The organism is Morganella sp. B601 (genome assembly GCF_051172335.1).
Classification (GTDB): Bacteria; Pseudomonadota; Gammaproteobacteria; order Enterobacterales; family Enterobacteriaceae; genus Morganella; species Morganella morganii.
Genome location: NZ_JBPIZE010000006.1, coordinates 201,470 through 217,219 on the forward strand (window position 1 = coordinate 201,470; position 15,750 = coordinate 217,219).

At 52.6% G+C, this 15,750-nt stretch carries 14 protein-coding genes and 1 rRNA gene; 8 read left to right on the top strand and 7 right to left on the bottom strand.

All coding sequences use genetic code 11. The features are described 5' to 3' along the window. From lpxB to tilS, 5 genes are read left to right on the top strand one after another with little or no spacing between them, the layout of a single operon-like run. Window positions 1-1,155 carry a lipid-A-disaccharide synthase gene (gene lpxB, locus ACSBQN_RS16220; RefSeq protein WP_205501024.1) on the top strand — a complete coding sequence of 385 codons (1,155 nt, stop codon included), beginning with the start codon at window positions 1-3 and terminating at the stop codon, window positions 1,153-1,155. Further along, a complete protein-coding gene (rnhB, locus tag ACSBQN_RS16225; RefSeq protein ID WP_036409195.1) occupies window positions 1,155-1,751 on the top strand; it encodes a ribonuclease HII in 597 nt (198 codons plus the stop codon). The genes lpxB and rnhB overlap by 1 nt, the downstream gene beginning before the upstream one ends. Before the next feature lie 10 nt (window positions 1,752-1,761). Further along, entirely contained in the window at window positions 1,762-5,241 is a 3,480-nt protein-coding gene (dnaE, locus tag ACSBQN_RS16230) for a DNA polymerase III subunit alpha (RefSeq protein ID WP_024474945.1), read from the top strand. Between the two features lie 12 nt (window positions 5,242-5,253). Further along, window positions 5,254-6,213, top strand: a complete 960-nt coding sequence (gene accA, locus ACSBQN_RS16235) for an acetyl-CoA carboxylase carboxyl transferase subunit alpha (RefSeq protein WP_004237239.1) — start codon at window positions 5,254-5,256, stop codon at window positions 6,211-6,213. A gap of 9 nt (window positions 6,214-6,222) precedes the next feature. Continuing rightward, window positions 6,223-7,605 (top strand): tRNA lysidine(34) synthetase TilS, encoded by a 1,383-nt coding sequence (gene tilS, locus ACSBQN_RS16240; RefSeq protein ID WP_318668594.1) that lies wholly within the window; start codon window positions 6,223-6,225, stop codon window positions 7,603-7,605. Here tilS and rof read toward each other — a convergent pair. Beyond that, window positions 7,583-7,849: a Rho-binding antiterminator gene (gene rof / locus ACSBQN_RS16245; RefSeq protein WP_004237241.1), complete on the bottom strand. Its 267-nt coding sequence runs from the start codon at window positions 7,847-7,849 to the stop codon at window positions 7,583-7,585. The genes tilS and rof overlap by 23 nt on opposite strands. Before the next feature lie 267 nt (window positions 7,850-8,116). On the opposite strand from rof, the gene nlpE reads away from it, so the two are divergent. Beyond that, on the top strand, window positions 8,117-8,776 hold the full coding sequence (nlpE, locus tag ACSBQN_RS16250; protein ID WP_024474943.1) for an envelope stress response activation lipoprotein NlpE: 660 nt from the start codon (window positions 8,117-8,119) through the stop codon (window positions 8,774-8,776). Between the two features lie 73 nt (window positions 8,777-8,849). On the opposite strand, the gene proS is transcribed toward nlpE, so the two are convergent. The 6 genes from proS to metN form a co-directional block, all read right to left on the bottom strand. After that, window positions 8,850-10,571, bottom strand: a complete 1,722-nt coding sequence (gene proS / locus ACSBQN_RS16255; protein ID WP_004237243.1) for a proline--tRNA ligase — start codon at window positions 10,569-10,571, stop codon at window positions 8,850-8,852. A gap of 109 nt (window positions 10,572-10,680) precedes the next feature. Further along, a complete protein-coding gene (tsaA, locus tag ACSBQN_RS16260) occupies window positions 10,681-11,388 on the bottom strand; it encodes a tRNA (N6-threonylcarbamoyladenosine(37)-N6)-methyltransferase TrmO (RefSeq protein WP_152697007.1) in 708 nt (235 codons plus the stop codon). Beyond that, window positions 11,381-11,791, bottom strand: coding sequence for an Rcs stress response system protein RcsF (gene rcsF / locus ACSBQN_RS16265; RefSeq protein WP_024474940.1), 411 nt, complete (start codon window positions 11,789-11,791; stop codon window positions 11,381-11,383). The genes tsaA and rcsF overlap by 8 nt, the downstream gene beginning before the upstream one ends. Window positions 11,792-11,971: 180 nt before the next feature. After that, the gene (locus ACSBQN_RS16270; RefSeq protein WP_434991738.1) at window positions 11,972-12,787 is read right to left on the bottom strand and encodes a MetQ/NlpA family lipoprotein; all 816 of its coding nucleotides are present in this window, start codon (window positions 12,785-12,787) and stop codon (window positions 11,972-11,974) included. A 59-nt stretch (window positions 12,788-12,846) separates the two neighbouring features. Further along, complete coding sequence (locus tag ACSBQN_RS16275) at window positions 12,847-13,500, bottom strand: methionine ABC transporter permease MetI (protein WP_354632949.1); 654 nt, start codon at window positions 13,498-13,500, stop codon at window positions 12,847-12,849. Continuing rightward, window positions 13,493-14,527 (bottom strand): methionine ABC transporter ATP-binding protein MetN, encoded by a 1,035-nt coding sequence (gene metN / locus ACSBQN_RS16280; RefSeq protein WP_004237248.1) that lies wholly within the window; start codon window positions 14,525-14,527, stop codon window positions 13,493-13,495. Before metN ends, ACSBQN_RS16275 begins: the two co-directional genes overlap by 8 nt. A 170-nt stretch (window positions 14,528-14,697) precedes the next feature. Here metN and gmhB point away from each other — a divergent pair, with 170 nt between their 5' ends. Both gmhB and ACSBQN_RS16290 read left to right on the top strand, forming a co-directional pair. Then, window positions 14,698-15,279: a D-glycero-beta-D-manno-heptose 1,7-bisphosphate 7-phosphatase gene (gmhB, locus tag ACSBQN_RS16285; RefSeq protein WP_024474938.1), complete on the top strand. Its 582-nt coding sequence runs from the start codon at window positions 14,698-14,700 to the stop codon at window positions 15,277-15,279. 390 nt (window positions 15,280-15,669) lie between these two features. Further along, window positions 15,670-15,750 (top strand): 16S ribosomal RNA (locus tag ACSBQN_RS16290); the annotation flags it as partial.

Sequence of the window (15,750 nt, forward strand, 5' to 3'; positions counted from 1 at the left end):
ATGTCGGTATCACCTCGTCCGCTCACGATAGGTATTGTCGCCGGAGAAACCTCCGGCGATATTCTCGGCGCAGGTTTAATGCGCGCACTGAAAGAAAAATATCCGGATGTTCGTTTCTTCGGGGTCGCTGGTCCGCTGATGCAGGCGGAAGGCTGTGAAACCTGGTATGAAATGGAAGAACTGGCGGTGATGGGCATTGTGGAAGTGCTGGGGCGCCTGCCGCGTCTGCTCTCCATCCGCCGTGATCTCACCCGCCGTTTCCGTGAACTGCAGCCGGATGTTTTTGTCGGCATTGATGCGCCGGATTTCAATATCACCCTGGAAGGACGGTTAAAATCTTCCGGGATAAAAACGATCCACTATGTCAGCCCGTCTGTCTGGGCGTGGCGGCAGAACCGGGTCTTTAAAATCGCCAAAGCGACCAATCTGGTGCTGGCTTTCCTGCCGTTCGAAAAAGCGTTTTACGACAAATACAATGTGCCGTGCCGCTTTATCGGCCATACCATGGCGGATGCACTGCCGTTGCAGCCGGATAAAACCGCTGCCCGTGACGCACTGGAGCTGGATCCATCCGCGCCGTGTCTGGCAATACTGCCGGGCAGCCGTCACGCGGAAGTCTCGATGCTCAGCGGCGACTTCCTGAAAACCGCGCAACTGCTGCGGCAATCACTGCCGGATTTACAGATTGTGGTGCCGCTGGTGAATGCGAAACGCCGTGCTGAATTTGAAGCTATCAAACAGGAAATCGCCCCGGAGCTGGATGTGCATATGCTTGACGGCCGCGCCCGTGATGCCATGATTGCCTCAGATGCCGCGCTGCTGGCGTCAGGTACGGCAGCACTGGAGTGCATGCTGGCGAAATGCCCGATGGTCGTGGGCTACCGCATGAAGCCGTTCACATTCTGGCTGGCGAAACGGCTGGTCAAAACTCCGTATGTGTCACTGCCGAACCTGCTGGCAGGGCGCGAGATCGTGCCGGAACTGTTACAGGATGAGTGCCGCAGTGATCTGCTGGCGAATGCACTGCTGCCGCTGTTGCAGGGCGGTGAAGCCGTGGATAAACTCAGAGAAACCTTCCTGGAACTCCATCAGAAAATCCGTCTTGATGCGGATAATCAGGCGGCACAGGCCGTATCAGATATAGCGAGTAATTAATGGATTTTGTTTATCCGGACGCGGCACTGATTGCCGGTGTCGATGAAGTCGGCCGCGGGCCGCTGGTCGGTGCGGTGGTAACCGCCGCCGTTATTCTTGATCCGCAGAACCCGATCGACGGTCTGGCGGACTCCAAAAAGCTCACGGAGAAAAAACGTGAGCGCCTGTTTGCTGAAATTCAGGAAAAGGCACTGTACTGGAGCATCGGCCGCGCGGAAGCGGCGGAAATTGATCAAATCAATATTTTGCAGGCCACATTTCTGGCGATGCGGCGGGCGGTTGCCGGGTTACCGGTGCGTCCGGGTTTTGTGCTGGTGGACGGCAACAAAGCGCCGGATTTTGGTGTCCCTGCTCAGGCAGTGATCAAGGGTGACGGGCTGGTGCCGGAGATCAGTGCGGCGTCGATACTGGCAAAAGTCACGCGGGATCGCGAAATGGCGGAGCTGGATAAACAATTCCCGCAGTACGGATTTGCAAAACACAAAGGTTACCCGACAGCGCTGCATCTTGAGATGCTGGCACAGTATGGGGTGACAGAGCATCACCGCACCAGTTTTGGCCCGGTCCGCCGCGCGCTGGCCGGTATCAGTAAGTGAGGATGGCGTAATGGCGGAACCGCGTTTTATTCATCTTAATATTCACAGCGATTATTCCATGATTGACGGACTGGCTAAAACCGGCCCGCTGGTCAAGAAAGTGGCGTCGATGAATATGCCGGCGATGGCGATTACGGACTTCACTAACCTGTGCGGGCTGGTGAAATTTTACGGCAGTGCGCACGGCGCCGGGGTGAAACCGATTGTCGGCGCGGATTTCCTGATGGAAAGCGAGCTGCTGGGTGATGAACTGGCGTCACTCACGATCCTGGCACGCAATAATACCGGTTATCAGAACCTGACCCTGCTTATCTCCGAAGCCTATCAGAAAGGCTATGGTGCACAGGGGCCGACCATCCAGCGCGACTGGCTGGTTAATCACAAAGAAGGGCTGATTATTCTCTCCGGCGGGCGCAAGGGTGATGTGGGTAAGTTTCTGCTGCGCGGTAACAGCGCCCTGGTGGAGCAAGCGCTGGAATTCTGGCAGACCCACTTCCCAGACAGCTTCTATCTGGAGCTTATCCGTACCGGCCGCCAGGATGAGGAAAGCTATCTGCATGCTGCGGTACAGCTGGCGACAGAGAAATCCCTGCCGGTGGTGGCGACCAATGATGTCCGCTTTATCAGCAGTGAAGATTTTGACGCCCATGAAATCCGCGTAGCCATTCATGATGGTTATACGTTAGCGGATCCGAAACGTCCGAAACTCTACAGCCCTCAGCAATATCTGCGCAGTGAGGACGAGATGTGCGAGCTGTTCGCCGACATCCCGGAAGCACTGCAGAACAGCGTCGAAATTGCTAAGCGTTGTAACGTCACCATCCGTCTCGGCGAGTATTTCCTGCCGCAGTTCCCGACCGGGAATATGAGCACGGAAGATTATCTGATCAAACGCTCGAAAGAGGGACTGGAGGAGCGCCTGGCGTTCCTGTTCCCGGATCCGGAAGTGCGTGCGCAGCGTCGTCCGGAATATGACGAGCGTCTGGATGTTGAACTGAAAGTGATTAACCAGATGGGCTTCCCCGGCTACTTCCTGATCGTGATGGAGTTTATCCAGTGGTCGAAGGATAACAATGTGCCGGTAGGGCCGGGACGTGGTTCCGGTGCCGGTTCACTGGTGGCGTACTCCCTGAAAATCACCGATCTGGATCCGCTGGAGTTCGATCTTCTGTTCGAACGCTTCCTGAACCCGGAACGTGTCTCCATGCCCGACTTTGACGTCGACTTCTGCATGGAAAAACGTGACCGCGTGATTGATCACGTAGCCGAAATGTACGGGCGTGATGCCGTTTCCCAGATTATTACCTTCGGTACCATGGCGGCAAAAGCAGTTATCCGCGATGTCGGCCGTGTACTGGGGCATCCGTACGGGTTTGTTGACAGAATTTCCAAACTGGTGCCGCCGGATCCCGGTATGACACTGGAAAAAGCCTTTGCGGCAGAGCCGCAGCTCGGCGAGGTGTATGAGGCCGATGAGGAAGTCAGGGCGCTGATCGATATGGCACGGATCCTGGAAGGGGTGACACGTAACGCCGGTAAACACGCCGGTGGTGTGGTGATCGCGCCGACAAAAATTACCGATTTCGCGCCGCTTTACTGTGACCCGGAAGGGAATAACCCGGTCACGCAGTTTGATAAAAACGACGTGGAATATGCCGGTCTGGTGAAGTTCGACTTCCTCGGTCTGCGCACACTGACGATTATCGACTGGGCGCTGGGCATGATTAACCCGCGCAATGAGAAAAAAGGTAAGCCGCCGGTGGATATCGCGGCTATCCCGCTCGACGACCAGAAAAGCTTTGATATGCTGCAGCGCTCGGAAACCACAGCGGTTTTCCAGCTTGAATCCCGCGGCATGAAAGATTTGATCAAACGTCTGCGCCCGGACAGCTTTGAAGACATGATAGCCCTGGTGGCGCTGTTCCGTCCCGGCCCGCTGCAGTCGGGCATGGTGGATAACTTTATCGACCGTAAACACGGACGTGAGGCCATCTCTTACCCGGATGTGGAATGGCAGCATGAATCCCTGCAGCCGGTACTGGAACCGACGTACGGCATCATCCTCTATCAGGAACAGGTGATGCAGATTGCCCAGGTGCTGGCGGGCTATACCCTGGGCGGCGCGGATATGCTGCGTCGTGCAATGGGTAAGAAAAAGCCGGAAGAGATGGCAAAACAGCGCTCGGTATTTGAAGAGGGCGCGGTGAAAAACGGCATCGATGCCGAGCTGTCCATGAAAATCTTTGACCTGGTGGAGAAATTCGCCGGTTACGGGTTTAACAAATCCCACTCTGCTGCTTACGCGCTGGTTTCTTATCAGACACTGTGGCTGAAAGCACACTATCCGGCGGAATTTATGGCTGCCGTGATGACGGCGGATATGGATAACACCGAAAAAGTCGTCGGGCTGGTGGATGAATGCTGGCGGATGGGGCTGAAAGTCCTGCCGCCGGATATCAACAGCGGACTGTATCACTTCCATGTCAATGATGAAGGTGAGATAGTCTATGGTATCGGTGCGATTAAAGGTGTCGGTGAAGGCCCGATCGAAGCGATCCTTGAAGCCCGTAAGGACGGGTATTTCAAGGATATTTTTGATCTGTGTGCCCGCACGGATACCAAAAAACTGAACCGCCGCGTAATGGAGAAACTCATTATGTCCGGCGCGTTTGACCGACTGGGGCCGCACCGCGCCGCGCTGATGTCCTCACTGGAGGATGCGCTGAAAGCCGCGGATCAGCACGCCAAAGCGGAAGCAATCGGTCAGGCGGATATGTTCGGGGTACTGGCGGAAGCACCAGAGCAGGTAGAGCGCTCTTATGCCAATATTCCGAAATGGCAGGATGAAATTATCCTTGAAGGGGAACGGGAAACACTCGGACTGTATCTTACCGGACATCCGATAAACCGTTATCTGAAAGAGATTGAACGCTATACTCATGGTTTACGTCTGAAAGATGTTAACCCGACACCGCGTGGTCAGATGACCACGGTAGTCGGTCTGGTACTGGCTTCCAAGGTGATCACCACCAAACGGGGAAACCGGATTGGTGTCTGTACCCTCGATGATCGTTCCGGCCGGCTGGAAATTATGCTATTTTCCGATGCACTGGAACGTTACCAGCATCTGCTCGAACAGGATCGCATTCTGATTGCTTCCGGGCAGGTCAGCTTTGATGATTTCAGCGGCGGGCTTAAAATGGTGGTCAGGGAGCTGCTGGATATCAGCGAAGCACGCGAAAAATATGCGCGCGGGCTTGCTATCTCGCTCACGGACGGGCAAATTGACGAACAACTGCTGCACCGGCTGCGCGGTGCGCTTGAACCGCACCGCTCCGGGACAATACCGGTTCACCTTTATTACCAGAAGGACGATGCCAGAGCGCGGATGCGTTTCGGTGCCACCTGGCGGGTCACCCCGACCGATACCCTTCTGACGGATCTGCGGACTCTGCTGGGTAATGAGCAGGTAGAATTAGAATTTGACTAAAATAGGAACATTATGAGTCTTAATTTTCTGGATTTTGAACAGCCGATTGCCGAGTTAGAGGCGAAAATTGATTCGCTGACCGCGGTCAGCCGCCAGGATGAATCACTCGATATCAATCTTGATGAAGAAGTTGAACGCTTACGGGCGAAGAGTCTGGAACTGACACGTAAGATTTTCGCTGACCTGGGTGCCTGGCAGATTGCTCAGCTGGCACGCCATCCGCGTCGTCCGTATACCCTGGATTACGTCAAACTGATCTTTACTGATTTTCAGGAACTGGCAGGCGACCGCGCATATGCGGATGACAAAGCGATTGTCGGCGGGATTGCCCGTCTGGACGGTCGTCCGGTAATGATTATCGGCCATCAGAAAGGCCGTGAAACCAAAGAAAAAATCCGCCGTAACTTCGGCATGCCGGCACCGGAAGGTTATCGCAAAGCCCTGCGTCTGATGGAACTGGCAGAGCGCTTTAATCTGCCGGTGATCACCTTTATCGACACCCCGGGGGCTTATCCGGGCGTGGGGGCGGAAGAGCGCGGCCAGTCTGAGGCGATTGCCCGTAACCTGCGTGAAATGTCCCGTCTGAAAGTGCCGACTGTCTGTACCGTGGTCGGTGAAGGCGGTTCCGGCGGCGCACTGGCAATTGCAGTCGGCGACAAAGTGAATATGCTGCAATACAGCACTTACTCTGTGATTTCACCGGAAGGTTGTGCCTCGATTCTGTGGAAAAGTGCGGATAAAGCGCCGATCGCCGCAGAAGCGATGGGTATCACCGCGCCGCGTCTGAAAGAACTGAAACTGATCGACAATGTGATCCCTGAGCCGCTGGGCGGCGCGCACCGTGATTATGAAGCGGTTGCCGCATCCCTGAAAGCACAGATCCTGTCTGATCTGGAAGAGCTGGATAAACTGGACAGCGAGTCTCTGGCTAATCGCCGCTATGAGCGTCTGATGAGCTACGGCTACTGCTGATAACCGGTTGTGGATACTGCCTTTTGTGAATCATTGTCTGCCGTGTTCCGCCGTGTGTTTGCCTCTCAGCAGGCAATCCTGGCGGGACTGAGCGGCGGGCTTGATTCCGTTGTCCTGCTGCATGCTCTGCGGCAGTGGCAGACCGCTGAGCGCCCGGCGCTGCGGTTGCGGGCAGTCTATATTCATCACGGATTAAACCCGCTGGCGGATGACTGGGCAGATCACTGCCGGATATTCTGCGATTCACTCTCTGTTCCGTTTCAGGTGTGCCGCGTGCAGGTGGATCCCCGCAAAAAAGGGATCGAAGCTGCCGCCAGAGATGCCCGCTACCAGGCTTTCCGTGAAGTGATAGCCCCGGATGAGGCGCTGGTGACCGCGCAGCATCTGGATGATCAGAGCGAAACCTTCTTTCTCGCCTTAAAACGCGGCAGCGGCCCTGCCGGCCTCTCCGCCATGCCGGAGCAGATGGCATTCGGTGCCAATCCGCTGATCCGTCCGCTACTCTCCTTCAGCCGTGCTCAGCTCGAACAGTATGCACAATACCATCAGCTTTCCTGGGTCGAGGATGACAGTAATCAGGATCACCGTTATGACCGCAATTTTCTGCGCCATGCGGTATTACCGCAACTGAATGCCCGCTGGCCGCACTTTGCTCAGGCGGTTTCCCGCAGTGCCGCGCTTTGCGGTGAACAGGAAGCTCTGCTGGATGAACTGCTGCTGCCGGAACTCATGCAGTTAACGGATACGGATAACGGGTTGTCATTTGTCCCGCTGCTCAGCGCCGGGACGGCAAAACGTAATGCTGTACTGCGCCGCTGGCTGAAACACTGTGGTGTGCAGATGCCGTCACAGCACCAGCTGGCACTGCTCTGGCAGGAAGTGGCACTGGCGAAACCGGATGCGGAGCCGGGCTATTGTCTGAAACCGGTCACCATCCGCCGTTATCAGAACAAACTCTTTGTGACAGAAAAAACCGCCGGGTTATCAGACTATTGTCTGCCGTGGGATCTGCATTTTGCATTGAAACTGCCGGATGATGCAGGAATTTTGCGGGTGGCGGAAACGGTCACTCCGCAGGACAGCATTTCTGTGGTGCGTCCGCCGCGCCCGGATGAACAGGTGACAGTCCGTTTTGGTTTGCAGGGGCATTATCATATCTGCGGCCGTGATCGCGGGCGGTCAGCCAAAAAGCTGTGGCAGGAATGCGGCGTTGCGCCCTGGCTGCGCGAACGCACACCGCTGCTCTGGTATAACGATACGCTGATAGCAGCGGTCGGGGTATTTGTCACGAAAGAGGGCGAAGCGGATGAGGCAAAACTGATGATTATGCAGGAAAAAAACAACCCCGCGGACGGGGTTGCAGAGTTATTCAGGACGGTGAGTGATCAATAACCACTGTTCCCAGTTCGGGATGACTGAAGCTGACAATAGAGTCCAGACGAAGCTCCCGCAGTTCGTTGTCAATCGTGACAACAAGGTATTCCACTTTCTTCCGGAGCACCAAATCGGTCGCTTTTCCTGTCAGAACATCGCCCCCCTGTAAGGTCACTTCCAGTACCATATGATGCTGGCAGGCCAGTTCGAGGTTGTCATAGTCATCACAATTAATTGGTTGATATTCGTTTTCTGCAGACATATTCCCTCACCATACTTTCGCTTGCGGTATCATCCGCGGATGGTTATTCAAATAGCCTCATCGCTCCCAGCAGACTATATCATAGTTATCATATTGGCTATTACTGATTACATTTTATTATCGGCAAAACATATTGTTTATCACTGTTTTGAGGAAAATCATTGCCAATTTAAAAATAAAAATGCGTAATTGTCTGAAAGCGCGTGAATATACAAAAACTGACAATCATTTTGCTAACATTACCTCATCTGATGTTCAGGGGGAAATATGAAAAATCTGACAAAACTCTTATTGGCGGCAGGCATTTTCAGCATTACTGCCTGTAGTTCGACAGTGGTTGTGCCACCAACGCCGGAAGTCCATGTTCTTGACCGTGCCTATAACGGCGTGGTTCCGTGTGCCGATTGCTCCGGCATGGATGTGACCGTTTTACTGGAAGGTGACGGCACCTATGTTATGCAGCGCACCTATCTGGAAACCCGCGACGGCAACCAGACCTTCTTTGAAACCGGGACCTGGGCGAAAGACGGCGAAAAACTGCGCCTGACCGATACCGCCGGGCAGCGTGCTTATTATGACCCGCAGGATAAATCGCTGGTGATGCTGGATATCGACGGCAATCCGGTTAAATCAGACATGAATTACACCCTGAAAATGGTGAAACCTGTACAGCTGAAAGGTGAATACCGTTATATGGCTGATGCGGCAACCTTTAAAGATTGCCAGACCGGTGTGGTTTACGCGGTGCCGGGCAATATCGGTTTAGAACAGGGTTACGGTAAGCTGGGTGTTGAAGGCGGCAAACCTGTTTATCTGGAAGTGGAAGGATATTACACCATCCGTCCGTCCATGGAAGACGGCCAGTTTGATCAGGCGCTGATCCAGACCGGTAAATCCGTACTGGATAAATCCCGCGGCTGTCAGTAAATTCTTCCGGCTCCCGCAGGCATAAAAAAGGCTGAACAGATGTTCAGCCTTTTTGTATTCACAGCACTGATAATCAGGCAGTGATGATTTTCTCTTTCAGCACACTGACAACGTCATCCAGCGCGATCAGGGATTTATCTTCGCTGCGGCGGTATTTGTATTCCACCACACCGCTGTCGAGGTTGCGATCACCGATAACGATGGTATGCGGGATACCCATCAGTTCCATATCCGCAAACATGACACCCGGACGCTCTTTACGGTCATCAAAGATCACTTCAATGCCCTGTGCGGTCAGGTCAGCGTAGAGTTTTTCCGCCACTTCTTTCACGCGGTAAGATTTGTGCATATTCATCGGCAGCAGAGCAACCTGGAATGGTGCAATCGCATCCGGCCAGATAATCCCGCGATCATCGAAGTTCTGCTCAATCGCGGCCGCAACAATACGGGTGACTCCGATACCGTAGCAACCCATAAAGACCACTTCGTTGTGACCGGCTTCGTTCTGAACAGTCGCTTTCAGTGCTTCGGAGTATTTTTTACCGAGCTGGAAGATATGACCGACTTCAATCCCTCGCTTGATCATCAGGGTACCTTTGCCGTCCGGGCTCGGGTCACCGGCGACCACATTACGGATATCCGCCACTTCCGGCAGGGCAGCATCACGCTCCCAGTTGATACCGAAATAGTGTTTGCCGTCGATATTCGCACCGGCACCGAAATCACTCATCATGGCAACAGTACGGTCAGCGACCACCGGCAGCGGCAGATTGACCGGCCCCAGTGAACCCGGGCCCGCATTCACGGCTGCACGGATCTCTTCTTCTGTCGCGAACTCCAGCGGAGAAGCAACCAGCGGATGTTTTTCCGCTTTCACTTCGTTGAGTTCGTGATCACCGCGCACCAGCAGCGCAACCAGTTTGTGGCCGCTCTCTTTGCTGCCGTGAACAATCAGGGTTTTGACGGTTTTCTCAACCGGCAGATTAAACTGTTCAACCAGCTCCGCGATAGTTTTCGCGTTTGGTGTATCAACCAGTTCCATTGCTTTCTGCGGTGCAGGGCGCTCAGTAATGTTGCAGACCGCTTCCGCCAGTTCGATATTGGCCGCGTAATCGGACTCAGAGGAGAAAATCACATCATCTTCGCCGCTCTGTGCCAGAACCTGGAACTCGTGGGATGCACTTCCGCCGATAGAGCCGGTATCTGCCATTACTGCACGGAAATCCAGTCCGATACGGTTGAAGATTTTGCTGTACGCCTGATACATCGTATCGTACGTTTCCTGCAGTGAATCCTGGGTCAGGTGGAAAGAGTACGCATCTTTCATGATGAATTCACGGGAGCGCATCACACCAAAACGCGGACGGACTTCATCGCGGAATTTGGTCTGGATCTGGAACACATTCAGCGGAAGCTGTTTGTAAGATGTCACTTCGTTACGGATGATGTCCGTGACCACTTCTTCGTGCGTCGGACCCAGAACAAACTGGCGATCGCCGCGGTCAGTGATACGGAGCAGCTCCGGACCGTACTGTTCCCAGCGTCCGCTCTCCAGCCATAAATCTGCGGGCTGAACCACCGGCATGGAGATTTCCAGTGAACCGGCATTTTCCATCTCTTCACGTACGATCTTTTCAACTTTGCGTAATACGCGGACACCGGTCGGCATCCAGTTGTACAGACCTGAAGCAAGTTTACGGATCATCCCGGCGCGCAGCATCAGCTGATGACTGACCACTTCGGCGTCAGCAGGGGTCTCTTTCAGAGTAGAGAGCAGATATTGGGTAGTACGCATTATTTAGGTTCCATTAGAACGACAAACATGTCTTATCGCAGAAATATTCTGCGCAGAAGTGAAGTTAAGCCTGACAGTTTACCAGTGACTGCGGCGCCCCAAAAGGGGTTTAGCGTTTTTCCAGACTGATGACTTCGGTCACGCCGTCGCGGATATGCCAGCGGACATTTAAATCCAGCATGTGCACGGCATAAATTTTATCGTCAGCCTGTTGTTTTTTATACGCCGGACGCGGATCCTGCGCCAGTACCTGTGTGACAAAACGCGCCAAATCAGGATATCGGGCGACCTGAGCTGTCATGAATTGCTGCGCCGCAGGGCTGAACACGACCGGCATATCCGCCGGCGGCTCTTCCTGTGCAAAACCGGCCAGAGCTCCGGGGACGGATTCAGCATAGGGCAGATAGGGTTTGATATCCAGCACCGGTGTACCGTTAAGCAGATCAAGGCTGCCGAGGGAGAGATACGCCGTATCGCCGTCGTAACAGACTTTTTTCAGTTCAACCAGCGACATCCCGATCGGATTCGGGCGGAAGGTGGAGCGGGTGGCGAACACGCCCATTTTGGCATTGCCGCCAAGGCGCGGCGGGCGTACCAGCGGACGCCAGCTGCCGGCCGGAATATCATGGAAAACAAAGATGACCCACACATGACTGAACTGTTCCAGTCCGCGCACGCAGTCGGCGTGATTATAGGGAGCCACAAAGTGCAGTTCCCCGATACCATCCTCAACCAGCCCCGGCTGGCGCGGAATCGCAAATTTTTCCTGCCATGGTGAGCGGATAAACCCCACCGGTGAAAATGAAAACTCAGACATCATCAACCTTAATCGCAGTACCTTCGCATACCGCCAACTGCTTACAACCCTGCGCGGGGTTCACGGCACACTGGTGGAGTAACACGGCATCTGCTTTCAGTTTTCCGGCCCGGTACAGCATCTGTTTACGGGCAGCCGGAATACCGGACTGTGCAGGGTTTGCCGCTTCACGGCAATTCTGACCCAAAACCACGCCAAGGTCACGGAAAGGTTTACCCAGCAGTTCTTCCGGGTGGAGATAGAGTTTGACGCGTGATGCTGCGGATGTTGATTTGGCTTTTTTACCGGCCGGTTTTTTCAGCCGCATATCGGCGTATTGCGCTTGTTCCTGCTCGGAATGGCTCTGACGGAAAGAGCATCCCGCGATGAGAAGAGCAAGCAGGCTGATAATAAGCACTCGCATGAAAAGAGATCCTCTGGCTGCACAAAACAGAAAGCAATGGCAGGTGAAATATTATTATTTATATGCTGAACATTTAATGATTATAACAAAATAAAAAGGGTGAACAATTGTTCACCCTCAGTGTAATATTCTTTGATTAAAGATAAAAGAACTTAGCAGTTATTCTGAACTCCCGGTCTTTTACCAGCCTTTCACCGCACCGCCGTTGAAGACTTTATCTGCTTCATTAAAGACTTCATCTGACTGATATGACTGAACAAACTCTTTCACCGCTTCGCTGTCTTTATTATCTTCACGGGAGACAATAATGTTGACGTAAGGTGAATCTTTATCTTCGACAAATAAGCCGTCTTTAGCCGGGGTTAAATTGATCTGGCTTGCGTAAGTGGTGTTGATCACGGCCAGGTCGATCTTATTATCATCCAGTGAACGCGGCAGCTGCGGGGCTTCCAGCTCGATCAGTTTCAGACCTTTCGGGTTTTCAACCACATCAAGAACTGTTGGCAGCAGACCGGTGCCTTCTTTCAGTTTGATTAATCCCTGCTTCTGTAATAACAGCAGTGAACGGCCAAGGTTAGTCGGGTCATTCGGCAGAGCGACCTGTGCGCCGTCCTGTAACTCATCCAGTGATTTGATTTTCTTTGAATAACCGGCAATCGGATAAACAAAGGTATTGCCCACCGGAGTTAATTTGTAGTTACGGTCTTTAATCTGCTGATCCAGATACGGCTTGTGCTGGAATGCGTTCAGATCGATATCACCACGGCTGAGAGCTTCGTTCGGCATGACGTAGTCGTTGAACGTGACCAGTTCCACATTCAGACCGTATTTGTCTTTGGCGACTTTTTTCGCCACTTCCGCCACCTGCTGTTCCGCACCGACGATCACGCCGACTTTGATACTTTTCGGATCTTTTTCATTCTGTCCGCAACCCGCCAGCACTAATGAACCCAGCAAAGCACCGGCAACGACAAGCGATTTTAATTTAAAAGCCATCTTTTCTTTCCTCGTTCTGTTTAATACGCGTTCGCAGTCAGTGCGGCGCGGAGAGAGTCTTATTTGTGGGTAACGGCCTTAACCAGATGATCACCACATACCTGAATAATAAAGACCAAAACAACCAGCAATGCCAATACCGTATTCATAACTACTGCGTTATATCCGACATAACCATACTGATAACCAATCTGACCTAATCCGCCTGCACCGACAGCACCACCCATTGCGGAGTAACCCACGAGGGTGATCAGCGTAATGGTCGCGGCGTTGATCAGTCCCGGTAATGCTTCCGGCAGCAGGATCTTGCTGACAATCTGTAATGGTGTGGCACCCATTGCCCTTGAAGCTTCAATCAGTCCTGACGGGATCTCCAGCAGGGCGTTTTCCACCATACGGGCAATAAACGGTGCAGCGCCGACAGTCAGCGGCACAATGGCGGCCTGTAACCCGATAGACGTACCGACGACTAACCGGGTAAACGGAATCATCCACACCAGTAAGATAATGAACGGAATCGCGCGGAAGATATTGACCAGCACGGACAGGGTCCGGTACAGGCTTTTATTATCCGCAATCTGCCCTGAACGGGTGATATACAGCAGTACCCCCACCGGCAGACCGATTAAAAATCCCAGGAAACCGGATGCAAATGTCATAACCAGGGTTTCCCAGATGCCTTTAACTAACAGTAAAATCATTCCTTCAGACATAACCGAGAACCTCTGTTTTTACGTGGTGTTCTTTCAGAAAACTAATCGCCGCTTCAACATCCTGCGGGCTGTTACCGTCCAGTTCTGCCAGCATGACACCAAATTTCACACCACCCGCATAATCCATCTGAGAACTCAGGATGCTGATATCAATATTGAACTTGCGTGATGCAATCGAGATCAGCGGGGCATCGACAGACTGACCACCAAACTCCAGCTTCAGCAGCGGCCCCAGTCCTTCCGCCGGCTCCGGTTTCAGACGTGCCAGATAATCTTCCGGCACATCCAGATGCAGGGTGGACTCAATAAAGGCCTGTGCCACCGGTGTTTTAGGATGAGAGAACACTTCACTTACCGTATTCTGTTCAATCAGTTGCCCGCCGCTGATAACCGCAACCTGGTCACAGATGCGTTTCACCACATCCATTTCATGGGTGATCAGCAGGATAGTTAACTCCAGCCGGCGGTTGATGTCTTTCAGCAGTTCCAGAATCGAACGGGTCGTTGCCGGATCCAGGGCGCTGGTGGCCTCATCACACAGTAATACCTCCGGTTCGTTTGCCAGCGCACGGGCGATAGCCACACGCTGTTTCTGACCACCGGACAGATTTGCCGGATAAACATCCCGTTTATCAGACAGACCGACCAGGTCAAGCAGCTTCACAACCCGTTTTTCAATTTCTGCCGCCGGTACGCGATCCAGTTCCAGCGGCAGAGCGATGTTCCCGAAAACAGTACGGGAAGACAACAGGTTAAAGTGCTGAAAAATCATTCCGATGCCGCGACGGGCACGGGTTAACTCTTTATCGTTCATCTTAGTGAGGTCACGGCCGCCGACGAGTACCTGTCCGGATGTCGGCCGTTCCAGCATATTCACACAGCGGATAAGCGTACTTTTCCCGGCGCCGGAAGCACCAATCACACCGTAAATCTGCCCTTGCGGGACGTGCAGGTTAATATCAGAAAGTGCCTGTATTTCGCGATGACCCTGCTGAAAAACCTTATTTATATTCGTCAGCTTTATCATGTAATTATTATTACCTTGTTACGTGAAACTGGTTGTTCACCAGATGATTTTCGGATGTTAAGATGTCTGGACGGCTAAGTCAACAGGATTTAGTTATCAGGCTGCATTCTCATTCCGTATCAAATAGGCGATACTAAATACATTATTGATAACGGACTAAGAGTGTAACCATGGGTATCCCCGCAGTATTTCTGGACAGAGACGGCACCATTAACGTAGATACCGGCTATCTCCATGAGATTGATGATTTTCAGTTTATAGAGAACGCGATTGAAGCAATGCAGGCCATCAAGCAGATGGGCTACGCTTTAATCATAGTCACAAATCAGTCGGGTATCGCCCGCGGTATGTTTACCGAAGATCAGTTTATGCGCCTGACAGAATGGATGGACTGGTCTCTGGCGGATCGCGGTGTTGACCTGGATGGCATCTATTATTGTCCTCATCATCCTGAAGGTACTGTCGAAGAGTTTCGTCAGGAATGTAACTGCCGTAAACCGGCGCCGGGTATGTTGCTGGATGCACAGAAATTCCTGAAGATCGATATGAGTAACTCTTATATGGTAGGGGATAAGCTCGACGATATGCTGGCCGGACGGGCTGCTGAAGTGGGTACAACCGTATTGGTACGCACCGGTAAACTGGTAACGGAAGACGCCGAAGCGGCGGCAGATATTGTGATTAACAGTATCGCTGATTTACCTGCACTGCTGAAACCCGTACAAAAAAGCGCAAAATCACCTAAAAAGTAACCCGATTGGGTGTTTTATCTGCAAACAGAAAAAAAGTTGAAATAAACACTTGCGTGATCTCAGCGAGTGTCTATAATGCGCCACCACTGACACGGAACAACGCGATAACACGCGGTTCCGGCAGAAAGAGAAAAAGCGGAAAGTTGAAAAACAACGCTTGACTCAAAGGGGCTGGAAACGTAATATACGCAGCCTCGCAACAACGCAGAAGACCGGTAACGGCAGCGAATGTTGCAACTGCTCTTTAACAATTTATCAGACAATCTGTGTGGGCACTCGCAGGACATATCACAAAAAATATATTTTTGAGAAGTCTTGAAGAGTGACCAATACAGCAGCTTAGTAATAAGCAGCAGTAAACAGTTTAATTCTTTGAGCATCAGACACTTTTAATTGAAGAGTTTGATCATGGCTCAGATTGAACGCTGGCGGCAGGCCTAACACATGCAAGTCGGGCGGTAACAGGGAGAA